Origin of the sequence: Virgibacillus salexigens, assembly GCF_000723585.1 — a bacterium.
In the GTDB taxonomy this organism is placed as follows: domain Bacteria; phylum Bacillota; class Bacilli; order Bacillales; family Amphibacillaceae; genus Virgibacillus; species Virgibacillus salexigens.
The window spans coordinates 483,529-508,633 of record NZ_CCDP010000002.1; the positions used below are offsets into that span (position 1 = coordinate 483,529).

Consider the following 25,105-nt stretch of genomic DNA (forward strand, 5'->3'; position numbering starts at 1 on the left):
TCTACTTTTAAGCTTGTTTAGACGGTTTTATTACAAAAATCGCTAATACAACTGCACTAATTCCTCCAATAAATTTCCCCACAATCATCGGAAATACCATTTCCTTATCAATTCCTGCGACAAACCCTAGATGGCCACCGAATACAAAAGCACCACTGACGGCAAAAGCTACATTCAATACTTTGCCTTTGTCATCCATATGGTTTAACAGGGTTAACATCGGAATACTGTGCGCAAGCGAAGCAACTAATCCAGCAGTTGATGTATCACAAATACCTAGACGTGTACCTAGCATAAATAACGGTTTTTTGAAAGCTTTCGAAATAAAATGGACCATTGGAAATGCACCTGCTAAAAATACCGCAATTTGACCAACAATTTGTATTCCTTCATTAAGTGGTGTTAAATGAGGTATCACAACTATCCCTGTCAACGTCTCGATAATAATCGCTGTTAGCCCAATAATAGCGATTACCTCGATACATTTACCAAAAATAGAAAAGCTATAAATCATTTTATCAGGTATTTTCCATAAACCAACAGAAATGATCACAGAGAATATGACAGTAGGAAGTAAATTTAATAGAATCATATGAATAGTAAATCCAGCAAGGAACCCACCAGCAAAACAACCAAAAGGAATCGTAATTATTCCTATGAGAATACCTTTAGCAAAAAACGGATGATCCTCCTTCTTAATAATTCCCAATGCGACTGGAATTGTAAAAACAATAGTAGGACCCATCATGGTTCCTAAAAAAACCCAAGCAAACAGCCCTGCATCTGGGGTTTCCGCCATTTCCTGCGCTAAAGCATATCCACCCATGTCAATGGCAAGGATGGTATTAGCAAAAACGGCAGGATCTGCTCCAATAACCCCATAAACAGGTGCGATTATCGGAGTCAGTAATTTAGCGAGTACTGGGGCCATGGAGATAATTCCAACCATTGCTATGGTAAGTGACCCCATTGTCATTAACCCATCTGTAAACTGCTTTCCATATCCAAGTTTATTGCCAAAGCATTTATCAATCGCCCCAAGACAAAGAAAACCAACCACAATAACAATAATAATATCATTTATGCCCATACCTTACCTCATTCTCCTAAGTAATACGATCTCCATTATAACAATGGATGTTCCATACATTAATAGGGATAAATTACTGCTTGCCTTCATACCACTTTAATGCCTGTTGTTCGATTTGTTTAACAAACATGTCTTTTTCTTTGATGTAGGATTCGATATCATAAGGATATTGTATTGCAAGCCATTCTTTTTTGTCGCCATATTCCTTAGCAGTTTGTGAATGGACTCGTAAATAATCTCTAAACGCTAAATGTCGATCAATATGCGGATTGCCAGCTTGATATATATGCACATGATGGGTTCGTTGATCTACACCCTTCTTAAAAAACCTTCTTCCTGAAATTCCATATTCGCCTAATGGAGTATATCCTAATTCATACATTTTCTGATTATGGCTATCTACTTGATCAATTGCGTTTACGACAGGCAATATATCAATAATTGGCTTTGCCTTTAATTCTTTAACGGCTGTGCTCCCAATATGATGAATGGAAATAAGTATATCCTTAAACACTTTTTCTAGCTTAGCAGTTTCTTTTTTAAATCCTTCTTCCCATTGCTCCTGATAATTTGTAACAATTACTTTCCTCATCAAAATCCTCCATGTATGAAACAAAAAAATCCCAACTACTCTCCAAAAAATCCTTGTATACTCGGAAAGCGTTCGGATTTCTCTTATTTAAATTACTTTTGTCTCGCCTCTTCTTGTCTATGGTTTATATGTTTCAAAGTAAGCATCTAGTATTCCTTGACCTATGCGATGGTTAATGGGGTATTTATTATCTACAATTCCGGTATGCGGTACAATGATAGCAAAAGCCATTTCCGGATCATCGTACGGTGCGTAACCTACCAAAGATAAATTTTCTGTATCTCCTAACTTCTCGCCATCTCTATAAAATTCATTCTCTGCGGTACCAGTTTTCCCCGCTGCTTTATAGCCTCGATAATCTTTTGTTCCAAAATAGTCGGTTCCAGTTCCACCATTTGCATGAAATGCTTGTCGAAACCCTTCCTTTACTCGATTAATATACTGCTGACTCATATCAATACGATTCAAAACATCCGTGCCTTTTGTTCGATATACTGGACCAAGTTCGTCATTGTTGGAAGGATTACGAATTTCTTTGACGAAATGGGGACGAACTCGATAGCCATCATTAGCAATGGTCGATACATATTGAACCATCTGCATGGCGGTGAAATTATCGTACTGGCCAATAGCAAAGTCCATGAGTAGCCCGGGGTTAAATGGATTATCACCTGTTACACCAGTAGATTCATAGGGGAAATCAACCCCTGTATGCTTTCCTAATCCAAATTGTTGGAAATAACCACGCATTTCTGTCCAAGCAGCCATATTAAAACTAGCTTTACTTCCATCTGGAAATGGATGCCTCATCTCCCCCCCCATTTGTAAGGCAATATAGAACATATATACATTGGAAGATAATCGGAGTGCATCATAATCATTGACCGATCCCAATGTTCGATAGGAGCCTTTCGGTGGACTTCCAGCAATATTTATCGTACGGTCAACGAAAACTTGACCTGGCGTAATCGTTCCCGATTGATAACCAGCTAATACAGTAGCTCCTTTTACTGCGGAACCTGGCAAGTACGAATCATGCAATGCTTTATAAGAAGTATTGATATATTCATTCTTCTTCTTATCATGTGTTTGTGCACTAACTGCTAGCAACTCACCTGTTTTCGGATTCATAACAACAGCAATGGCATCAGAAAGGAATTGATGCTGGTAAGGATGTTTTTGAATGGTATTTTGTAATTCTTGTTTTACCACTTCGTCAACTTTTTTTTGAAATTCCATATCAATCGTTAAAACCAAGTCTTTTCCAGGTTTCCCCTCCACTACGGTTTCTGAATCAATCGTCGTCCCATCTTTTTTTGTTATATATTGAACCTGTTCTTTTCTGCCGCGTAGAACTTCTTCATAGTACTCTTCCAGTCCACTTGTACCGACTCGATCGTTGCGGCTATACCCTCTTGTTAGGAAATGTTCTTCTTGATCAGCAGGTATCCCTTGATCCTGGGAGGTAATGTTACCTGCTAAATTTTTAAACGTATTATTAAAAGGATAATCGCGATTCCAATCTGCAATGGCATTGATTCCTGGTAACTTATCAAGATTTTCAGACACCTTTGCATACTCTTCCATCGTCACATCTTCATTTTTGACAATTTGTGGCGTTAGCGCATAAGCCTTATCCAACTCTTTTTTAATAGCAATTACTTTCTTTTCTTGTTCCGATAAATCATTCATTTCTTTTTCCGTAATTCGCTCTAAAGCAAGATTGTATTCTTCTGTATCATCAAGATCCTTTTTTTCCTTATCCGTTAATCGCTCTACCGCTGCTTCTTTATTTTTTAAATACCAATATTCTTTTTTATTGCGTTCCGTAATGTCCTCCGTACTTAAATCGATGAATGCTGCAAGTTTTTCGGCAACTTCTAGACGGTCGTTCGCTTGTAACCCTTTCTGTGGAGTATATGTAATCGCGTATATCGGTTTATTCCCAACAACTAACCGATGATTGCTGTCATATATTTCCCCTCGAGGCACTGGTTCTTTCGTTGTTTCTCTAACTGTTCGATCAATTTCCTGCTGAAATTCTTCCCCATTAAGAATTTGTACAACTCCTAATTGCAGAACCAATGCGGAAAACATGAGAAACATAATAAAGAAAATAATATTTAATCGAAGCGGTAATTTTTCTTTTTTTGTCTTTTTCTTTTTTCCCATCCAACTCCCCCATTTACCAACCCTTTTTGTACTTTGTATGCGAATTGCCTAGAATGAAGAACGAAAATTGAGAATTATTGAATTGTAAGGAACTGCCCTTTCATTTACTCGTCTTCATACCAACGTTTTATCTAAGTCGATCATACCATTCATCTTCCATGCCCTTCAACCAATTATTTCCTTTTTGTTAGATATTTTGTCTTTCACAAAAGCAATCAGCAAGGACCATATTCCCCATTTATCAAAATACTATAAAAATAGCTTGTAGAAAACAGAAACCAGTCTCCACAAGCTATACCTACTGTTCTACCCTATGTATATCCAATAGGTCATCATCGTAGTTAGAATGATAACCAACCAGCAAACGATGGAAATCCCTCCTACTCGTAGTAAATCTCTTTCGGAATAGTACCCATATGGGAAGGTAAGTAAATGGACAGGCGATTGGGTAATGAGTAGAAATCCTGGAATACCAATCAAAAATACCCCCATCGTAAGCACAATGGATGAAAATCCTGGAAGTGTCTCTCCTAATGTCAATGCCAATGGTAAAACAATCGTCAAAAATCCGAGTACGTTAACAAAGATGATTCGTAATAATAAAATAAAAATGAGTAGAGCAACTACAATGAGCATGGATGATTCGAAAGGTAAAACATCCATTAGTGTCTTCGCAAGCAAATCAATGGTTCCTGTATCAATTAACATTCCAGATACCATGATTGTCGAAGCAAAGAATAGAATCATATCCCAATCAATGGCCTGTTTTGCTTCGTTCCAATTCCAAACACCAACCATAGGAGTAATGGTAAGCACCGCTCCTAATAGCCCTATTAATGGTATCGAGACGTGATGAAGTTGCTGTGTAGCCCATAAAGCAACGGTTATACTAATAATAACGATCATCTTTTTCTCTGAAAGGCTTATTTCTCCAAGTTCACGCAGCTTGGAATTAATTAATTGATTTAATAGCTCTTTATCAATATTTTCGGGTGGATAAACAAACAGAAAAATCCCCCATAGAACGAATGCAAATAGAATAATTGGTGGAGCAAAGTATAGAATCCAATTTAAATAATTTAAGTCAGGCGATAACCCACTCATAATCCCGTAGGCATATACAGTGGAACTAGCTCCTGTGGCAACAAATGCACCACACGTCGCTGTAAGATAAGATACACCAATAAACAAGGCTTTTCCTAAGTTTTTTGCTTTTATTATTTTTTGTACACTTTTTAATAAGCTATCAAATACAGAAGTTAATAAACTAGCTTTTCCAATATTAGAAGGCACCATAATCGATAAAATAAACATCAGAAGATATGCAATTAAGATGAGTAGCCTCCCAGATCCCCTGGAAAGCTTTAACATCATTAAGGAAATTCTTCTTGCTAATCCCGTTTTAATAAATGCATGAGAGATGATAAAAATTGAAAACATTAGCCAGACAATATCCGTAGCGATAAAGTCAAGTGTTTCCTCGTATGTAAAAAAATGAAACGAAAGAATCAACATTAAAAGAATTGAACTATGGGCTAGAGGAAAAACTCTTCCCATCCAAAGAATTTGAATAATAACAAGTGTAGCGAATGCTTTTACCTTTATGTCAACATCCACATAGCTAGGTAGAAAAAGCAAATAGAGGATGATGGCAATACATAATAGGATATTCTTTTTCATACCTTCCTACCCCTTTGAATAACGGTCTAGAAGTGAGAAATCAATGAAAAAGCCACCATCAAATAAGGTGGCTTTTCCTCCCATCGTTTCTTATTTCATCACGTTAACAGATTGAACATACTTTCCAGCTTCCGTTCCAGCAATTTTTCCATACACTGCTCCTGACATTAATCCAGAACCACCTGGATAATTTTCATAGAAAATTCCACCAACCATTTCTCCAGCAGCGAAGAGGCCATTAATTGGCTGTGCATCTTCATCTAATACCTTTCCATCAGTATTTACATGTAAACCTCCAAAAGCAAAGGTAATGCCACAGGTAACTGGAAAGGCATAGAATGGACCTTGCTCTATTTTAGCTGCCCAGTTTGTTTTCGGCGGTGTAATACCTTCCGTATGCTTACCATCTTTGATAGATGGATTGAATGTTCCTGCTTGAACAGCATCGTTATATTCATAAATGGTTTCGATAAAGGCTTTCTTATTTACTGGAAGCTGATCAACTAATTCCTCTAGTGTATCTGCTTGGAAGCTGGTTGCTTCTTCTAAATCATATTCTTCTCTTAATAATGGACGTAATGTGACGTCGTAGATTTGATAGGCTACGTGATCTTTCTGTTTTAATATCTCCTTGCCATATTTGGCATAGGTGTAGTTTCGGAAATCCGCACCTTCGTCTACGAACCGCTGCCCATCTTTGTTAAGCATAATACTTATTGGATACGAGTGCTTTTTAAAGATGTCCCCAGGCTTTTCAAAATCTCCAACCCGTGGTGCATTATAATCCGTACCTATCGAATGACAGCCAGACCATTCACCATATTTCTGTGCTCCGACGGCTAATGCCATTTCAATTCCATCTCCCGTGTTAAATTCTGTACCACGGACAATGGCTGCCTCCCATTCATCGCCAATATGCTGTTTTCGCATTTCTTTATCCGCTTCAAAACTGCCACAAGCTAAAACAACACTAGCTCCTTGTAACGCTTTAGCTTCTCCCTGATGTTCCACCACTACCCCATTAACACGGTCTGCTTCTTTTAAAAGTTTCATCGCTCGAGCTTCATAAAGCACATCAATTCCTAGTTCATCGATACGATGGAATAGTTGCCCTATTAAACCGATCCCTTTATTCTTTGTTTTTAATGGTAATCCTCCCCAGAAATGACGCTTTCCATCGTTGATAAAGGATTGATTTTTAGCATTTAATTCAAACGCGACTCCTTGTTGTCTCATCCATTTAATTGTCTCTAAAGAAGAACCAACTAATTGGTGTGCAAGATCGGTATCACTTTTGCCAGCTGTAACTCGCATGAGATCATCATAATAATCGTCTTTCGTATATACTGGCATCTCTATCTTATCTGCTTCTTCATCTGTAATATCAGGAATGATTTCTCTGATCTGATGAAAGTCTTCATATGCAACACGAATTGCTCCATCGGTAAAAAATGAATTCCCACCACGTTTATGTTTTGGAGCTTTCTCTAAGACAACTACTTTTGCTCCTTGTTCGCTTGCTGCAATAGCTGAACATAATGCAGCATTTCCTGCTCCTACAACAATCACATCATAAGCTTGTTTCATCAATTACGCTCCCTTTCTTTGTTCCGACGCATGTTTTCTTTTTCTATTTCGAATTAATTTCATTATCAATGGATAGAACAGGGATAAAATAGTTAAAATGATCAACCCAATCGATATTGGAGACTGGAAGAAAACACCAAGGCTTCCATTAGAAGATAGAACTGCCATTCTAAAGTTTTGTTCCATATCTGATCCAACAATCACCGCTAATACTAATGGTGCAATTGGGAAGTCAAATAATTTAAAAAGTAAACCTAAATAACCAAAAATAATTAACAAGAAAAAGTCAATCGCACTGTAACTAAGTGTATAGGTTCCAATGAAGGCAAGTAGTAAAATGATTGGATAAAGCACTTTTGCTGGTGTATCTAGAATTTTTACTAACAGTCCAACAAGTGCAATATTAATAATAACTAGTACGATATTCCCAATAAACATACTGTTAACAAATGTCCAAACAAGGCCAGGGTCACTCTCAAATAACATCGGTCCTGGACGTATACCTAACATAATTAAAGCGCCAAGCATAACTGCTGTTGTACCTGAACCAGGAATTCCCATTGTCAGTAAGGGGATCATTGCACCAACAGAGGCAGAGTTATTTGCTGATTCCGGAGCAGCAAGTCCTTCAGGCGCACCTTCACCAAACTCTTCTGACTTTTTGGAAATCTGCTTCTCGGTTGTGTAGCTAATCATGGAAGCAATAGATCCGCCAGCACCTGGCAGAACTCCTACAATAAAACCAATCGGCCCACTACGTAATATCGGCCATTTCGAACGTTTCCATTGGTCTTTATCAAACCATACCTTGCCAATCTTTTTCTTTTCCTTCTTCTGTTTATCAATTGTCAATAAGTTATAGAGAACTTCACCGACAGCATAAATTCCAATAATCACAATTAAGAAATCGATACCTTCACTTAAATGAGGAATATCAAACGTAAATCGATATACGCCAGTTTGCGTATCAATTCCAAACGTACTTAGCATTAATCCAATTAACATCGCGATAAATCCTTTAACCATTCTTCCAATGGATAAGGAAATGATTGCTGAAAGCGTTAGTAGCATTAATAAAAAATACTCTGCTGGTCCGAATTTCAGGGCAAAATTGGCTAATGGTTCTGCTAATAAAATAAACCCTGCTACAGCAATAAGTCCGCCAATAAATGAGGCAACTGCTGAAATTGCAAGCGCCTGTCCAGCCATTCCCTTTCTTGCCATGGGATAACCGTCAAATGTAGCAGCAATCGCAGAACCATCACCAGGCGTATTTAGCAAAATCGAGCTTCTCGACCCGCCATACATGGCTCCATAATAAATTGCTGCCATAAGAATTAATGCGCTTACTGGATCCATACCAAAGGTAACTGGAATTAATACAGCAACTGCCGTAGCTGGTCCTAAACCTGGAAGCATCCCAACAATGGTCCCTAAAAACCCACCAATAACAATCCAGAGGAGGTTCATTGGCTCTAAAGCTGTGGTTAGCCCTTGCATAAATGTACTCATATCCATGGTATTACACCTCCTACGGTAAACTTACTCCAAGCATCTCACTGAATGCATACCAAGAAATAAATGAAAAGATAACGGCCACAATAAGATTGGTGATCCATTTCTTCGGCCCATTAATCAGGAATAATAATGCCCCCAAAAAGAGTATGGAAGAAAGGAGAAAGCCCGCCCTCTCAAATAGCAGCGAATATCCAATCGCAAACAAAATGGTAATTCCGATTAGCTTTGGAGTTCGACCGGAAAAAAGCTCTTTGATCGCTTCATTATCTTCCGTTAACTTTCTTAACTCTTGAATAAAGTAAATAATACTAAAGATAAGTAATAATAGACTTACACCAATTGGAAAATACAGTGGTCCATAAGGATTGCCCAAATTAGCTTTGGGCAATCTTAACGAACCAACCAGGAAAAAAACACTTAAAAGAATTAAAAATATCGGCATCCCTATCTTAAATGCTTTCAACAAATATCCCCCTTCCTATCATCCCGAGAGAGTTACTGGCCTAACCCAGAATCATTCACTAAGTCTTGATACAATTTTGTCTGTTCTTCTAGAAATTTCTTCGTTTCAGAGCTGTTCTTATAGAACCCTTCCCAATCATTATTCTTCATCACTTCTTGCCATTGATCGGTTTTCACCATTTCACTAAGTTTTTCATCCCAATAGGCGATTTCTTCTTCCGTCATATCTGGTGGTCCCATAATGCCTCGCCAATGCGGGAACACGATATCCAGTCCTTCTTCTTGATAGGTTGGAACATCTTCTAATCCTTCCACACGTTCTTCAGAAGAAATTGCAAGGATACGTACCTTTCCAGCAAGATGCTGTTCTTTTACTTCTGACAATGACGTAGTCACAACACCTACATGACCACCAAGCAGTGCAGTTACAACATCTCCACCACCTTCATAAACAAGGAAATCTACGTTCTTAGGATCTACATCGTATTCACGAACAGCTTGAACAAAAGACAAATGATCATCATTCCCTAAAGCTGGACCAACACCGACTTTCACCGATTTAGGATCATTTTTGAATTGGTTCATTAAATCTTCCAAAGATTTAAATTCAGAATCTACAGGAACCGCTAATGCCTGCCATTCAGTAGCTAAGGTAGCTAAAGGCGTAAAATCTTTGTGCGTTAAATCACTTGTACCTAATAAATTATTGGTTATCAGCAAACTTGAATTAATTGCAAGATTGTGTGCATCCTTCGATTGAATGTATTGCCAACCTACTTCGCCACCGCCGCCTGGTTTATTTACGACGTTAATATTGGCATCCACGAGATTATTATCGTTCAACAATTTTTGCACCGAGCGTGCAGTTAAATCCCAGCCACCCCCTGGAGATGCTGGCGCAACGATTTCCACATTTTTTGTCGGAAAATCATTTCCACCGGAAGCTGAATTTGAACATGCTGCTAGAAATAAAATACAAATAAGTAAGATAATTTTTTTCATCTATATCCCCCTTTACATTTCTCATAAAAATATTGGAAAATTACAACTTATAAGTGTACTACTAGATTAAATCACAACAACGTTTAATGTAAACGTTTTCAAAATATTGTTTTTTAAAAACTTAAAATTAATTTTGTTCATAAAATTCATGAAATAAATAGTGGAAGATAAAAAAAGACTGAGACAAAAGTATCTTATTCTAATAAAAATCCGAACGATTCCACTCGAAACCGTTCGGATTTTTTGTTTGCAAAAGGTACTATCAAGGCTTCGACATATAACTTCCTGGCTTCGGCTTCTTTGCCCCGGCAAGGGGTATGCCGACGTTGTCCGCAAAGAACGAGTTTCGCCGGCCCTTATCAGAACACTTTCCTTTGGGATCTTCAGCGCTCATGCTGTTCCCACAGGAGTCTACATATGTTGACTGCACATCGTATGATCGTTTAGTTCATCCTATTTTCAATCGGCTTTTGTGGTAACTATTTTAGTTGTTTATTCGTTCATAGCATAATATCTTCGCTCAGGTCTCCCCACAATACCATATACACTTTCTGCCTTTAAGTCCCCTGTTCCTACTAAGTACTCCAAATACCTTCGGGCGGTCGTACGAGATGCTCCCATTTTTTCACCAACTTTCTCTGATGTAAGCCCTTCGGAGGTTTGATGAATTAAAGTTTTTACCTTTTCGAGAGTTAGTGCATCAATGCCTGGTGGAAGATTATTCGTTTCATTCGAATCCGTAATACGTTTACCAAATACTTGATTTAAGATATCCTGATTCACTTCCGCTGCCGTATTTAATACTTGCTTCTGTTTCTTGTACTGCTCCATCGTTTTGCTGAATAATTGCAAATCAACAGGTTTGATTAAATATTGAAACACACCATAACCCAATGATTTCTCCAAGAAAGCCTTATCCCTAGCCGCCGTAATAATGATAATATCCACTCCTGGATGGTGATAACGAATCTGATGAAGAAGTTCTGTTCCTAATTGATCTGGCATATATACATCCAGGAGGATTAGATCAATCCTTTTGTCTTTTAATAGATCCATCGTCTCTGTTGCATTCATCGCCTTACCCACGATCTGCATATCTTGCTCTTTCTCTAAATATCCTTCATGAATTTGTGCTACTCGGAAGTCGTCTTCGGCAATGGCTACATTAATCATCCATGATCCCCCTCATTCATTTCTGATTCTTCGGTAAGCTAACGGTAAAAACAGTTCCACTATCCACAGAGGTCTCGATCTCAATCGTTCCTCCCAGCTGTTCAACCTCATCCTTGACATTGGATAAACCATATCCCCGCTGTTTTCCTTTTTCAGATACTCCTTTTTTAAAAAGCATTGGTAATTTATCCTGATCTATTCCTCCACCGTTATCGGCAACTTCAAAAATAATATCTTTCCCAATATCTGTGACAAAAAATGTTACTTCCCCATTATTTACGTGTGACACCGCTTCGAATCCATTATCTATTAGGTTGCTTAGAATAATTAATAATGGGTGTAATCCATAGTACTCAGGAAGCGGTGATAAGGAAGAATTCGTATCTATTGTAAGTGACACCCTTGATTCCGAGGCTTTTGCTAACTTGCCTAGGAGTATCGCTTGGATTTTTTCATCTTCAATCTGATTAAATATAATATCCGTATTAAACTCTTGAATCTCTACTTCTTGTTTAATAAAAGAAATCGCTTCATCCAAGCGGCCAAGTTCAATTAATCCAAGTAAAACATACAGTTTATTGGAAAATTCATGTGTTTGTGCACGTAAATCATCCGAATAACGTTTGACTTCCGAAAGGGTATTGACCATATCTTTTATTTCCGTTTTATCTCTAAAACTAGCAACTGTCCCTACTTTTTTGTTCCCATCAATAATTGGCTGTGAGTTTAAAATAATCGTCTTACCATTAAATTCTAGTTCTACATCATGATTTTCATGTGCAGACGTTAACAATTCAATCACATTATTAGAGGAAAATACGGCATCCAAAGGTATGCCTTTCTTATAAAGATCAATGCTTAACATCTGTTTTGCCGACATATTTAACATGGTAATTTGATCATTTGAATCGATGGCTAGAATTCCTTCTTTTACAGATTGTAAAATTGCTCCTCGCTCTTTGTATAAAGCAGCAATTTCAGCCGGTTCCAATCCAAATGTATCTTTTCTAATACTTCTCGCTAGCATGACTCCCCCAAAGCAACCACCAGCAAGCACAATCAATGATATAATCAGGATATTGCGAATATCTGTAATAATATCCGCTTTAATCTCTTTCATTTGAAAAATAACGGAAATGGCACCTTCCACCTTTATATAGGATCCATAATCAACATAAATAGGAGCAATCCCTAAGAGTAGTTCCTCTTCTCCTTCACCTAGCATTTCCGTATAAGCGCTTCCAAACATAATTGCTTGATAGGTCTCGTCACTCTTTGAAAGCTGTGAAACAATCGAAGTAGAAACATTATGAAAAATCAACCCATTTCTATCTTCAATCATAATCCCCGTCGCATTGATTTCTTCCCGTACTTGATCCGCAATTCCTTTGAGCTTCGGCTTGGTATCCCTCTCTATTGCTGTCGCATAGTCTTGTATCACAGGCATATAGGATAATGTTTTTGCCGTCTGCTCCGCACTATTTTCTGCTTTTTCAATTTCTTCCCGAAGCTCCATTATACCAAATATCGTAGAAATTAATGCAATGATGAAAACAAGCAGGGAAATTATTAGTCCAAGTATCTTTGTTTGCATCGATACATGCAATCCTTGCTCAATGGTTTCTTTCAATTTTCGTAACATGGCTTTTACTATCCTTCTAGCTTTATTGTAATCACATATGATGATGTTTTTCTTATTATATCATAGACTATTTTATTGTTGCTTTATATTAAATAGCGATATAGATAATCACTAGAAATGCTGGAGAAGCCATAGGATATCTTTACGTTTATCTATCATCATAGTTATTCTTAGAACAAATTAGTTTACTAATTAGCCCTGATAATAACGATAATCCTACATACAGTGTTACCTAAAACCAAGGTAGATTGAAACATTGTGGACGAGATATAACCAGCTATTGCAACGATTAGTGGTGTGATATAACTATTTTTAAAGACATAGTATCCTGCCCTCCCTTTCGTAACTAATCTTTTAGCTTTTTAGTTTTTTCCTCGTCTTTACAATAAAAAAGCGAGTATGTTAGTGAAACGTAACAGAATCATACACGTCTATTCTAATATAAGGGGGCTTATTAGGATGGGGAAACATGTAATTCCATGTATTATATTGTTTTCATTTTTGATTCCAACTATAACATCCTTCGCAACATCATGGGCTTATCCATTTGTCGTGTGGGATGGATCGATTTATGTAGTTAGCGATGAATACATAACTCAAATACATAAAGAGATTGGGGAAGTTACAATGTATTCTGATATGGAACAATACTCCGGGAACTTTTCCAATGTGTATGAAAAAGGTACCAAATACTATTCTATTGAGGGTATTAGCACAGATAAGGCTATAGCTATTCAAGAAAATAATGGTAAATTTAAAAAGGCTATCCGAGAAGCTGCGTATCCATACGAGGAAATAAGTGCTGCTCCAACCATAGGTTTAATGATTTTGTCGCTAATAATATTGACTAGTATCTATTTTGTTAAAAACAGAATAAACAAGTGATTTTATTACTACTATCGAAAAAGATGATCCCCACTGATCATTGAGATAGAAAAGGTTTTACTATTATTTTACTACTAACGTAAAGTCATTTTCTCTCTTTGAAACTATCAACTCTTTGTTTTGCACCTCTTTTGTGCTACTTCCAATCTTCTCCAACAATTAAAATTGCTGTTGTTTTTCCATCCTCATTGGTAGGATCTAGATTCATTCCTTTTCCCCCTTGCTTGGTCTCACAAGACTTATTGCTGCGTCCCCCAACGGAATCTGATCCTCATTAACAACATAAAAAGTTACTTCAACTTCTGCATTTTCACTAGATTGTTCTTCTTGACAACCTATTAAAACGAAAATAGCAAAAGCAAAAAAAAAGAACAATCTCATCATTTATCCCTTCCAACTTGAAATAGTATCAATTTATTTTATAAATAAGGAATACGGGCTTCATATTCAAAGTTTTCAGTAACCCAGCTGCCCTCGCTCTGAAATAACTCTAGTACTGGTTCTCGGTTGGTTGGTGACTCTTCTATCCAGTTCTGCAAGGTGTGAATAATAGGTTCCTTATGTGGCAAGTAATTGATAATAACCTCAGACTGCTCATGAAGGCGTGTCGTCCAAATCTGAGATCGTTCCATCACCATAGAATAGTATGTTCGAATGAGCTTACGAGCAAAGTTTTGTATAAGTGTTTTAAATTCCTTGTTGGAAGCTACTTCTAACCGGTTTATAGTCCGAGCAAAAACATCGCGAATATCTCCATTAAAACTTACAGCTATTTCAGATGTGAGTTTGTAAGGGCCGAACCGTTCGCGAAGATCTTCTCCGTGGACACAAACACAGATTTCCTTTAGAAATGCTTGTTCATAGTAATTCTCCGGATTAATCACGTAATCGTAGTTTGCAACAGCTAAGCCAACTTCGCGAACCAAATAATTATATCGTAGAGACAACTCTTTAGAAAGGCTCTTTAATTCCATCGACGCTTCCGTTCGCAGCACACCATTGAATATAACTAAAAGGTCTAGATCTGACTTAATCGCCACAGCTTCGCCTCTTGCAACGCTGCCATATACATAGACACTATGTAGTAAATCGGGGAATACCCTTCCTAGTTTCTCAACAGCCTCTTTAATGCATGGAAAGTAGACATTATCAATTTTGTCTAGAGAGACGTCACTTATAATGTAACCATCTCTGTCTAACCCATATCCAGCTTGTAGACCTCTGATTTTAATCTTCCTCCTTTAATTTTATCGATACGATGATGGAACCCGTTAGAAAATAAACTAGGCTACAGTAGTAATGATGGGCTGATCCCTTGTAATAATTATTGTATGTTCAGATGCGTTAAAGTAGGTTTGTACGGAGGCAGTTGAAAAGAATGTCCTGCATCAGCAAAATAACCTCCAAGTTCAGCGGAAACATCAATATTAATTAAGTCACCTTCTTGAATTTTCCGATTCCCTGGAATTCCATGGGCAATTTCATGGTTAATACTTATGCACGTATTACCAGGAAAAGTTGTCTTTGGTGCAGATACAGCTCCGTGGCTTTTTAATCCAATATCATCTAATTCTTTAGTCGTCAATGCCGACACATGTTTGGCGTTTCATCTCCCTTATAGTCGCTGCAACGATTTTTCCGATTCTCTTTAATCCTTCAACCTCTTTTTCACTTTCAACTGTCATATTCAAACCTCCCATTTTGTATTTTTTATTATCTATTAAATGGTCCAATAATTTTAATTTAGCAATATTCCTTATTCATACTATTCGTTAAGTAACTTATTGTTCAGTAAATTGCCCTATAATTAAATTATGATAAAAAAGAAAGGAAGTGATCCATTGAAAAGTCTGATTCATTTATGCTTTCACTGACACACTTAATCATGTAATCCCTTTCTATTGAGAATTTGCTGCATATATTTTTCAATCCTAGATGCTCGCGTTTTGGATTGCTTGGCCTGTGAGAAATAAATTATGTACGCTCTTTGCCTCCCAGGTGTCAATTCTTCAAAAGCATTTTTCAGGGCAGGGAATTCTTTGAATTTATTTTGAAGTTCTTCAGGAAATTTTAATTCTTTCTTTTGTTTAAAATTCACTTGCAAACCTGCTTTATCGATCTCAATGGCTTCATGAATATAGGATTTCAAAACGGGTTCCAGCTCAACTATTTCTCGAACATCTGTAAATCGAATTTGACGTTGCGCCTGCGAATTCTCCCCGGGTTTAATTAGAATTCCCTTGGCGTCATGTAACAAGCTGCCTTTGAAAAACATTAGCGCACAATATTCTTTAAATCCTTGTATTATAACTATGTTACTATTCTGGAACGTATAACATGGTTTACGCCACTTCAGATCTTCGGTTAGCCCACAGTTGAGAATGATCATTCTCAGTTTTTCCGTTTCTGCCTGCCATTTTTTAACCTCACTTAAATACTCATCAACCTTAGGATTTGTTCTACTATTTGTCATTAAGGCACCTCTTTTTTACTTTTCTTGTAGCTAACAGTTAAGATTTATTATTTCAATTCCCTCCAAACCCTTTCTGTTTTTTTGATTTTAAACCATCATTCGTTTTGATCTCTAACTCTTTGTGACCAACCAGTTAAAAAGAAAATTGCTATGCCAATCAGTAAAAAATATAAATACTCTTTTTCTTACTCTTCTTACAAGTATTTATGAAAGAAACAATTGTATTCCCTAAGAACCTTAACAGCAGGATAGCCCTACATAATAAGAAAAATAACTAATGACCTCCCTCAACGACTGTGTTTGTTATCCAGTACTGTTATTCTGTTTTCTTTTTTGCTTTAAAACTACGATACTGAATCCGATTACTATAAATGTGATGCAAAATAGTATGCCCATATAATCTCTATATAGCTGCAATGAAATTTCTTGAATATAGCGATGATAATATTCCATCAATAACCAACCGGTCGGGAAAATAGGGATCGCATTCTCAGCTGCCTTCATTACTATTTGTTTACCACTTTCATCTTTCGATTCTTTACTCCAGGAAAATTTAAAAAAGACATAGATAGCTACCAAAAAAATAGGTAATAAGAATCCAATAAATAAAGACATTCTATGCTTCTCCTCTCAAATAAATATAATAGGAAGTAACGAAATCAACCGCTTTTCCAGTCCATGTAACAAATTAAAGAAAAAAACTTCCAACCCATAGCAAAAATGCAATTTAAATAACTATCATGCAAATTCTAGGATAAAAGTTTTCTCTCCCGACATAGATGTAGTATGGCTTTTAAAATTCATACACTCCTCAAAGGATTAATCAGAGGAAAAAATTCCCCATGATGACAATGCTTCTTCAGAACATCCTTGATCAGTATTTAAAATAATAATATTAAAATATTGTCCCCGAATCAAAGGTTTTCTGCTTTCTCTTTTTTGAGAATACCAACCGCAAGCATCATCAATCCTATGATAAAGATAATGGAAAAAATATACCACATGATCAATCCAGCCCAACCATTTTTAACAATGGTCGCATAGATTAACCCAATAGCAAAAGACAAGGATTTGGAAATAGGCACCATCAAAGCGATGCCCCAAATCTTATATTTGCTATTTCTAGACTTATCTCTGCTTAGAAGATAAGCTATCATAGCAGCTATACATGCAACTCCATATCCAACAACGAATACCATTTTACCATCTCCAAACGCTACTTGATGTTATAATATCTACACATGTTATAGTTAATTGAACATGGAGCAAGAATAGCTATGTTCATCTGATTCATTTTTCTTCTTGGTTCGCAGTAACATGAATTTATTACCAAATTATGTAACAATCCTCTGGTTCATAATAACATATATATCACATTAATCATGATTTTTATTGAACAACCTTGTTGCAAGCAATATCTCCTCACATTAAAAACAAGACCGTCGTGATCGTCACAACGGTCTTATTTAACTAAACCACTTTCTTATGTTTTACATTTTCAAAATCGAGTCTTTCCCAGGTTACTGCTTCTTCAATGCCAAGCTTCCTTGGTTCAAATACTGGTTCAACGTTCGCTTTTCGTTGTTCCATATAATCTGCGAAAACCTTGTAGACCACTTTACTTAATCGTATTACCGCATACATATTAATCATTGTCATTAATCCCATAAACACATCAGCAAGGGCCCAGACCAGACTAAGACTTGCTATCGAACCAAACATTACCATTCCTAAGGTAGCTACGCGATAGACTAAAATAGCGGTAGGATTTTCTCGAATAAACTCAATATTCTTTTCTCCATAATAATAACTTCCAGCAATCGAGCTAAATGCAAATAGAAAAATGGCTAATGTTACAAATATACTTGCCCAGCTGCCAATTTGCTTTGTTAAGGAATCCTGAAGCAGCGTTATTCCCGCTTCACTTCCAAACTCAGCAAGATCCGATACTAAAATAATAAACGCTGTAGCGGTACAAACAACAAGGGTATCAAGGAATACCCCTGCCGCTTGAATAAACCCTTGTTTTACTGGATGAGACACATGCGAAGAGGCTGCTGCATTTGGCGCACTTCCCATGCCAGCCTCGTTGGAAAATAAACCACGGTTTACTCCTTGCATAATCGCAGCGCCTATTCCACCGCCAATAACCTGTTCAAAACCAAAGGCATTAGAAATAATAAAAGCCAAAATATCAGGTAGTGCAGTAATATTCATTGCCACAACTACAAAAGCGATTAAACAGTAAATCCCTGCCATAATTGGGACAACGACACTAGAGAAATTAGCTACGCGATGGACGCCACCAAATATAATAAGTGCAGAAATAACAACGAGGCCAAGTCCCACTGCGAATGTTGGTATATTAAAGGTAGAACTGACTGCTGCAGCAATTGTATTACTTTGAACCGAATTAAAAATAAGACCGAATGTAACAGCGATTAGGATAGCAAAAACGATTCCTACCCTCCGTTGCTTAAGCCCCTTCTCGATATAGTAAGCTGGCCCACCCCTAAAGGCATCCTTACCATCACGTATCTTATACACTTGAGCTAACGTACACTCAAAAAAGGCAGTTGCACCACCAACAAGTGCAACAATCCACATCCAAAATACTGCTCCAGGACCACCCATGGTTATTGCCACAGCCACCCCTGCTAAATTACCAGTACCTATTCGAGTTGCAGAGCCAATGCAAAAAGATTTAAAAGCAGAAATCTCTTTCCCATTTTCACCAGGTGTCTTTTCAAATAAAACACGAAATGTTTCCTTCATATACCTAAACTGAACAAACTTCGAAAAGATTGTAAAAAATAATCCTGCTCCTAATAAAACAGGAATTGTTAAATATGTAGACAGTATACCGTTAACCTGTCCAATAAACTCCATGATCTGATCCATTCTTCCACCCCTTCTTTTTTATTCATTTTTCTGACTATTACTGTTTCAAGTTATCATGTCGTATATATCCTAACAACAAACTGGTTAGATTATCTGCCAATATAAAAAAGATCCCGATCCATCATCGAGATCACAATAAATCTATCTTCTCTTTTTGAAAATCATTCCAAAGTCAAGATCATCCTCACAAATAAAAACAAGAAAATTAATATCGATATAAGATTGATAAGCTTATTTGGGACCCTTACAAAAGTTAGGAACAAACCACTAATTATTGCGAAAATAAAAGGGATAAAAAGAATTTTAAATATGCCCCACCATATATAATCTAATGCAGGTTCTAAAGGACTAAAATCTATACTCAAACAATCAGCTCTCATTTATTTATCGGATGATTAGAATAAGTATATAGTTTTACTGTTACATAGTCGGAACTATGTTATTATTAATAAATGATTGGAGCGTGAAATCTTGGAAATTCTTATTACTATCATTTTAATTATAACGATTTTTGCATCCATAGCCGCTTGGTTAAATACGAAAGTAATATTAAAGGAACTCGAACTAATAAAAGATAAACTTGAAATTACGGATAGGGAAGAATCTTCCTTTTTGAAAAATGACCTTGATACATAATTAAAAGACCCCAATAGTCTTGAAATAGAAGATATTTATTTTAATTGAATTTACTTAAAAATAATTTATGCGGTTTTCTGACCACCTAAATCCTCCTGAGTTCATTTTTTAGGGTTTTATTAGTATATGAACAAAAAACAAACAACAGGAGTAATTCCTACTGTTCTATCGACCCCTTATTAAAATGAACCCGAAACAAATTCACCTTTAAATACTGTAGCTTTTCGTTTTGCTCTTCTCGCAATAGCTTCTGCTGAACAGGACGCGTCTACCAAAACAAGACTAGCTTCATCTCCTACTTTTGGCCAAACCTGTTGACCCTCCCTGTTTAATGGGGTCACACCTCCTGTTATGAAGGAGAGTGTTTGAGCTAATGACCGTTCATCTACCCATTTAGAAATTTCTGCTAATCGACTTGCACGCTCTAATATATCGCCATTACCAAAGGGGGACCAAACATCAAAAATATTATCACAGCCAACAGCAACTTTTACGCCATGTTCATGTAATAGTTGAACTGGTGGGAATTTGCGGTTAATAGGCACACTGGTAATAATGGATATGCCCGCATCAGCTAATAGATCGGCCATTTCTTCTATTTGAGAAGTAGGTATTTCTCCAAGTCCAAAGGCATGACTAATCGCAACCTTCCCTTCTAAATTAGCTTCCTTTGTTAACGCAGCTAATCTTTTCATTGTAAATATTCCTAAATGGTCTGGATCATGCAAATGAAGATCGATTCCTACATTCTCTTCTGCCGCGATCTTCACCATCTCTTGTAAAGATGTTTCTATGTCCTCATCCACTGTGGCAGGATCAACTCCACCTATTAGCGTTGCACCCTTGTGAACAGCTTCCCTAACTAAATGCTTGGCTTCTGATCGTAATAGCCCATGTTGAGGAAAGGCAACCAATTCATACGATAACTTTCCTTCATATGCTTGTAATGCCTTTTGCACTGCTTCTAAATTCTTTAGACCTACTTCCGGATAAATATCTACATGTGTTCGCACATGTGTCACACCAGACTGCATATATGTTTCAAGTAATTTTTCCGCCCGAGATTGTGTCGATGTTTCCAACGAGGGTAGGACCTGCTTCTCAATTTCAAATCGTTCAAAAATACTGGATGTTGGAATGACAGGACGCCAGTTTTCTCCCAGCAGCGTTTTATCTAAATGACAATGCTTTTCTATGAAAGATGGTAATACTAAAAATCCTTTTCCATCTTTCTTTGGTACATCATCTGTGAGCATCTCGTCTGCCGATAATACCTTGCTAATCTCTCCATCCTTTATAAATAAATGAAATACGCCCGTTTTCGTTCCGATCACATCTCCAGCACTAAATCGAAACTCTGTCTCTAGTCGAACATTTGTTAACCAAAAACCAGCATGCATCTAAACATCCTCCCTATATAAAATTATTTATCTTCGCTTACGATTTTTCCTTTGAAAAAGACCGCATTCCTTGGCGACCGCCTTGCCACTGCTTCAGCAGTACAGCTGGCATCAACTAGAACATAATCAGCAGCATCACCAGGTTGAGGCCACATGAACTCCCCTTGTTCATCTAAGGATGTTATCCCTCCTGTAATATAGCCTAACGCTTGTCCAAGAGATCGTTCATCACTTAAACCAAAACGTTCAGCTAACCTCCCTGCTTTTGCCAAGCTATCTCCTTTTCCAAAGGGGGACCAATGATCAATAATACTATCATCACCTAAGGATACGCTTACTCCTTTTTCCTTCAATAATGGGATTGGAATGGTTTTTCCCATAGGAACCGTTGATGTAATAGAAATGCCATGGTGAGCGAGTAATACTGCCATTTCTTCAGCTTCCTGGCACGATATGTCAGCCAAAGCATAAGCATGACTGATATTAACTCTCCCCTGCCACCCTGCTTCTTCCGTAAGAGCGATTAATCGTTTCATCGTAAATATCCCCAGATGACCTGGTTCATGTAAATGAAGATCGATACCTTTATTATTTTCAACAGCTAATTCCATCGTTTGTTGTAAGGATTTTTCAATATTCCCATCAATGGAAGCTGGATCAACTCCACCTATTATTGAAGCACCGTTTTGTAAGGCCTCCCTTATATATGAATAAGAATCGCTACGTAGCAAGCCCTGTTGAGGGAAAGCAACAATTTCTAGATTAGCCTTTTCTTTATAAGCTTCCTTTGCTCGTACAGTAGCTTCCAGGTTCTTCATCCCTTCTATAGGACCGACATTACAATGTGTTCTTATGTTAGTTGTCCCTGCAGATAGGAGCAAATCGATAAGTTTCTTTGCCCTGTCTTCAGCAAAGGGCTGCATTTTTGGAAGCAATTCTTTTTCTTCCTCTAGTCTTGTAAAAATCCCTTGTGTTGGAACCGTTGGTGCTTTCCAAGGTCCACTATAGAAGGTTTTATCAAGATGAATATGCATGTCTCGAAATGACGGAAGTAGCAAGCAACCCTTTGCATCTTGCTTAGGTAGATGATCTTCTATAGGTTCATCAGCCAACACCATCTCTGCAATCTTTCCATCTTCCACACGAATATGAAATTGTTCGGTATTTGTTCCAGTGACGATATCATTATCATATTGGTAACCGACCTCTAATCGAACATTTATTAACCAGTATGGTTTGTGCTGCATGTGGATCCCCTTTCTCTTGATTTTTCATTCCTATGTAACTATGTTATCATGAGATTTCTTATATCAAAAATATAAATAAACTTAATTTTACTAAAGTTTTTCATATACTAAAGGAGTGAGTCATCTTGGATATAAGGCAATTACGCTATTTCATCGCGATCGTAGAAGAAAGAAAAATATCGGCAGCAGCAGAAAGGCTTCATATTTCTCAACCACCTTTAAGTCAGCATTTAAAAGCAATGGAAGATGAACTTGGTTGCAAATTAATAGAAAGAAGTGGAAGGTATTTAGAATTAACGGAGTCTGGTAAAGCTTTATATACGTATGCTTTGCAGGTGACACAGCTAATGGAAGAAGCAAAAGTGAATGTAAAAGAAGTCGGATATGGCGTAAATGGAAGATTAACACTTGGCATTAATACATTTTCAGTGGCCGAATTACCGGAAATACTACATCAATTTAGAAGCAGATATCCGAAAGTCACTTATAAGATCCAACAAAATGAATCGGCTCATCTTTGCCAATTAGTAAAGGATCGAATCGTTGAGCTAGCAATAATTCGATTACCATTAGATTTGGATGACTTTTCCGTTCTCCATCTTCATACAGAACCATTTTACTTTATTACATCCAACAAACATAAACCTTTTCAACATACCCATGAGGTAAGTCTTGAAGAGATTCATGATTTTCCGCTTGTTCTGCCTAGTACAAAAGGGTTGGGCGTACATTATTTAGTTCTTGAGGCATTTTCAAAAACAAAGCGAAAACCAAATATAATTGGGGAGTGCTCAGACATTACGCTATTAATGGACCTCATTTCATCTGAATTTGCTGCTTCCATCGTTCCAGAAACTTTGTTGAAACGACACAGTGGATACCCGATTCACATCTATAAGATTTCCAATCAAGCAAACGTAAAAGGATCTATAGGATTAATTTGGCTTAAAAATCATCACTTATCTGCCGCCGCAGAAAACTTTGTCGAATTATTAAAAAAGGCATATTAAATTGCTCTAGCTACATTCATATTTTACTATCCTCCAAGAACTTTGTATAATCAAATTAGCTTACAAACAGAAGGGATTGAATCATGCACGGATATCAATATTTAAAACCCATATTCATTTTATATTGGAGGAATAAGTATTGATTACAACTTTACGGACCAATAGACTTCTTTTAAGGAAAATCTCAGTTAATGATTCATCCATGCTATTTCGAATATGGTCTGATCCAGAAGTGACTAAATTCATGAATATAAGTAGTTTTACGGATGAAAACCAGGCAGTAGAAATGATTCAATTCTTGAATCAATTGTATAAAGATAACCAAGCTATACGTTATTCCATAATTGAATTATCTACAAATCATATTATTGGAACATGTGGCTTTAATTCCATCGATCAAGAAAACAACAAAGCAGAAATTGGGTACGAACTTGCAAAAGAATTTTGGGGGAAAGGTTACGCTAAAGAAGCCATTAGTAAATTGTTACAGCTCGCATTTCAATCTATCAATCTTAATCGAATTGAAGCTAAAATAGATCCTGATAACTTAAATTCCATTTCCCTTATAGAAAAACTTCAATTTACGTTTGAAGGCACCCTTAGACAGTATGAGAAAGATGACGGGAAATATATAGACCTAAATCTATATTCAAAACGTAGATCAGATCACCTTAAATCGCCTATATTTGAGTAAAGTATAGGCTTTTTTGTTATTAACTCACTGAATCCTTTTATATCTGCAAATAAGATTAGTAAAAAGGGCAAGATGAGGTGATTCTTGCCCTTTGTTTGTTATTTATACTTTTTGCTTAATATACTTCCGCCAATCCAGCCTACAGTTGCCATACCAAGCGGCAGATAATTTGACACATTGGAGGGAACACCATGTATATAAATATCGGTATCCATATATGTATTTACTCCCAGCACAAACCATTTTATCATGATAAAGAAACCACCCAGAATCAATAATGCTTCAAATAACTTTTTTAAATTTGGATAGGCTAAATTTTTACTATCATCTATAATTTTATTCTCCAACCTCTCATCACTCCTTAAAAAATCATCAATCGTTATACCAAACAAATCACTTAATTGGATAATCAGCTCAATGTTTGGAAAGCTTTTTCCGGTTTCCCATTTAGATATAGATTGCCTCGAAACATGAAGCTTGTCTGCTAATTCACTTTGAGACCAACCTTTTAACTCTCTTTCACTTTTTAAACGCTCTTTGAAGTACAATGATAAACACTCCTCCCTAACATCTATCTTTGTAGAAAATAGTCTAAATGTAAAGCGAATAAACAGAACCATCCATGCAACGAATGGTTGCACTCTATCCATATCAGGCATTTGGAAATATAGCATTCACTAAGGAACGCGGTGGTTTAAACAACAACCTCACTCGTGGAAGATAATTTGTTGCTCTTCTTATTAAGTGATTAAAAAACGTTTCCCACCAAGTGAGAAACGTTGATATTTCGGCATAGATAAGATTCAAAATAATCAAAGGAGTATACTGGCATATTCACACCCCCCCAATTAACCTCTAACTTTTCTTACCTCCAGTCAAGTGTTTTACACAATTTATTTGAATTATTTACCTTGATTTATTCAGGGGGGATAAACCTCCTG

Annotated in this window: 23 protein-coding genes and 1 pseudogene; 4 read left to right on the forward strand and 20 right to left on the reverse strand. The window is 36.9% G+C overall.

Annotation, left to right across the window (positions count from 1 at the left end):
• Window positions 1-7 precede the first annotated feature (7 nt).
• From eutH to BN990_RS15255, 10 genes are all read right to left on the reverse strand, one after another.
• Entirely contained in the window at window positions 8-1,090 is a 1,083-nt protein-coding gene (eutH, locus tag BN990_RS15210) for an ethanolamine utilization protein EutH (protein ID WP_021291987.1), read from the reverse strand.
• A 73-nt stretch (window positions 1,091-1,163) separates the two neighbouring features.
• On the reverse strand, window positions 1,164-1,682 hold the full coding sequence (locus BN990_RS15215) for a GrpB family protein (RefSeq protein ID WP_038245733.1): 519 nt from the start codon (window positions 1,680-1,682) through the stop codon (window positions 1,164-1,166).
• 117 nt (window positions 1,683-1,799) lie between these two features.
• Window positions 1,800-3,854 (reverse strand): peptidoglycan D,D-transpeptidase FtsI family protein, encoded by a 2,055-nt coding sequence (locus BN990_RS15220; protein WP_021291985.1) that lies wholly within the window; start codon window positions 3,852-3,854, stop codon window positions 1,800-1,802.
• A gap of 306 nt (window positions 3,855-4,160) precedes the next feature.
• Window positions 4,161-5,534 carry an SLC13 family permease gene (locus tag BN990_RS15225; protein WP_038245734.1) on the reverse strand — a complete coding sequence of 458 codons (1,374 nt, stop codon included), beginning with the start codon at window positions 5,532-5,534 and terminating at the stop codon, window positions 4,161-4,163.
• Window positions 5,535-5,624: 90 nt separating this feature from the next.
• Complete coding sequence (tcuA, locus tag BN990_RS15230; RefSeq protein WP_038245735.1) at window positions 5,625-7,121, reverse strand: FAD-dependent tricarballylate dehydrogenase TcuA; 1,497 nt, start codon at window positions 7,119-7,121, stop codon at window positions 5,625-5,627.
• A gap of 3 nt (window positions 7,122-7,124) precedes the next feature.
• Window positions 7,125-8,633 carry a tripartite tricarboxylate transporter permease gene (locus BN990_RS15235; protein WP_038246067.1) on the reverse strand — a complete coding sequence of 503 codons (1,509 nt, stop codon included), beginning with the start codon at window positions 8,631-8,633 and terminating at the stop codon, window positions 7,125-7,127.
• A 19-nt stretch (window positions 8,634-8,652) separates the two neighbouring features.
• Window positions 8,653-9,102 (reverse strand): tripartite tricarboxylate transporter TctB family protein, encoded by a 450-nt coding sequence (locus tag BN990_RS15240; protein ID WP_038245736.1) that lies wholly within the window; start codon window positions 9,100-9,102, stop codon window positions 8,653-8,655.
• Between the two features lie 32 nt (window positions 9,103-9,134).
• Window positions 9,135-10,103 (reverse strand): tripartite tricarboxylate transporter substrate binding protein, encoded by a 969-nt coding sequence (locus BN990_RS15245; RefSeq protein ID WP_038245737.1) that lies wholly within the window; start codon window positions 10,101-10,103, stop codon window positions 9,135-9,137.
• A 492-nt stretch (window positions 10,104-10,595) separates the two neighbouring features.
• The gene (locus tag BN990_RS15250; RefSeq protein ID WP_038245738.1) at window positions 10,596-11,276 is read right to left on the reverse strand and encodes a response regulator; all 681 of its coding nucleotides are present in this window, start codon (window positions 11,274-11,276) and stop codon (window positions 10,596-10,598) included.
• Window positions 11,277-11,292: 16 nt separating this feature from the next.
• A complete protein-coding gene (locus BN990_RS15255) occupies window positions 11,293-12,918 on the reverse strand; it encodes a sensor histidine kinase (protein WP_081856158.1) in 1,626 nt (541 codons plus the stop codon).
• Window positions 12,919-13,377: 459 nt separating this feature from the next.
• Here BN990_RS15255 and BN990_RS15260 point away from each other — a divergent pair, with 459 nt between their 5' ends.
• Window positions 13,378-13,803 carry a hypothetical protein gene (locus BN990_RS15260; RefSeq protein WP_021291977.1) on the forward strand — a complete coding sequence of 142 codons (426 nt, stop codon included), beginning with the start codon at window positions 13,378-13,380 and terminating at the stop codon, window positions 13,801-13,803.
• Between the two features lie 204 nt (window positions 13,804-14,007).
• Here the strand turns inward: BN990_RS15260 and BN990_RS15265 are convergent, their stop codons facing one another.
• The 7 genes and pseudogenes from BN990_RS15265 to BN990_RS15295 all read right to left on the reverse strand — a co-directional run bounded on the left by BN990_RS15265 (window position 14,008) and on the right by BN990_RS15295 (window position 19,177).
• Window positions 14,008-14,184 carry a hypothetical protein gene (locus BN990_RS15265; protein WP_158295246.1) on the reverse strand — a complete coding sequence of 59 codons (177 nt, stop codon included), beginning with the start codon at window positions 14,182-14,184 and terminating at the stop codon, window positions 14,008-14,010.
• Window positions 14,185-14,222: 38 nt separating this feature from the next.
• Window positions 14,223-15,035, reverse strand: a complete 813-nt coding sequence (locus tag BN990_RS15270) for a nucleotidyltransferase domain-containing protein (protein ID WP_337588263.1) — start codon at window positions 15,033-15,035, stop codon at window positions 14,223-14,225.
• Between the two features lie 134 nt (window positions 15,036-15,169).
• Window positions 15,170-15,488, reverse strand: a pseudogene (locus tag BN990_RS15275) (M24 family metallopeptidase); the annotation flags it as partial.
• A gap of 194 nt (window positions 15,489-15,682) precedes the next feature.
• Window positions 15,683-16,276 (reverse strand): YdeI/OmpD-associated family protein, encoded by a 594-nt coding sequence (locus BN990_RS15280; RefSeq protein WP_038245743.1) that lies wholly within the window; start codon window positions 16,274-16,276, stop codon window positions 15,683-15,685.
• Window positions 16,277-16,579: 303 nt separating this feature from the next.
• Entirely contained in the window at window positions 16,580-16,891 is a 312-nt protein-coding gene (locus tag BN990_RS15285) for a hypothetical protein (RefSeq protein ID WP_038245744.1), read from the reverse strand.
• Between the two features lie 299 nt (window positions 16,892-17,190).
• Complete coding sequence (locus tag BN990_RS15290) at window positions 17,191-17,475, reverse strand: hypothetical protein (RefSeq protein WP_038245745.1); 285 nt, start codon at window positions 17,473-17,475, stop codon at window positions 17,191-17,193.
• 271 nt (window positions 17,476-17,746) lie between these two features.
• Window positions 17,747-19,177 (reverse strand): alanine/glycine:cation symporter family protein, encoded by a 1,431-nt coding sequence (locus tag BN990_RS15295; RefSeq protein WP_038245746.1) that lies wholly within the window; start codon window positions 19,175-19,177, stop codon window positions 17,747-17,749.
• 471 nt (window positions 19,178-19,648) lie between these two features.
• Here BN990_RS15295 and BN990_RS22655 point away from each other — a divergent pair, with 471 nt between their 5' ends.
• On the forward strand, window positions 19,649-19,813 hold the full coding sequence (locus BN990_RS22655) for a hypothetical protein (RefSeq protein ID WP_158295247.1): 165 nt from the start codon (window positions 19,649-19,651) through the stop codon (window positions 19,811-19,813).
• A 179-nt stretch (window positions 19,814-19,992) separates the two neighbouring features.
• On the opposite strand, the gene BN990_RS15300 is transcribed toward BN990_RS22655, so the two are convergent.
• Together BN990_RS15300 and BN990_RS15305 are read right to left on the reverse strand one after the other, a co-directional pair.
• Window positions 19,993-21,213: an amidohydrolase gene (locus BN990_RS15300; protein WP_021291968.1), complete on the reverse strand. Its 1,221-nt coding sequence runs from the start codon at window positions 21,211-21,213 to the stop codon at window positions 19,993-19,995.
• A gap of 23 nt (window positions 21,214-21,236) precedes the next feature.
• Complete coding sequence (locus BN990_RS15305) at window positions 21,237-22,460, reverse strand: amidohydrolase (RefSeq protein ID WP_081856159.1); 1,224 nt, start codon at window positions 22,458-22,460, stop codon at window positions 21,237-21,239.
• A 125-nt stretch (window positions 22,461-22,585) separates the two neighbouring features.
• Here BN990_RS15305 and BN990_RS15310 point away from each other — a divergent pair, with 125 nt between their 5' ends.
• Together BN990_RS15310 and BN990_RS15315 are read left to right on the forward strand one after the other, a co-directional pair.
• On the forward strand, window positions 22,586-23,470 hold the full coding sequence (locus tag BN990_RS15310; RefSeq protein WP_038245748.1) for a LysR family transcriptional regulator: 885 nt from the start codon (window positions 22,586-22,588) through the stop codon (window positions 23,468-23,470).
• 139 nt (window positions 23,471-23,609) lie between these two features.
• Complete coding sequence (locus BN990_RS15315) at window positions 23,610-24,164, forward strand: GNAT family N-acetyltransferase (protein ID WP_021291965.1); 555 nt, start codon at window positions 23,610-23,612, stop codon at window positions 24,162-24,164.
• Window positions 24,165-24,262: 98 nt separating this feature from the next.
• Here the strand turns inward: BN990_RS15315 and BN990_RS23520 are convergent, their stop codons facing one another.
• Entirely contained in the window at window positions 24,263-24,712 is a 450-nt protein-coding gene (locus BN990_RS23520) for a helix-turn-helix domain-containing protein (protein WP_038245749.1), read from the reverse strand.
• Window positions 24,713-25,105: the final 393 nt, after the last annotated feature.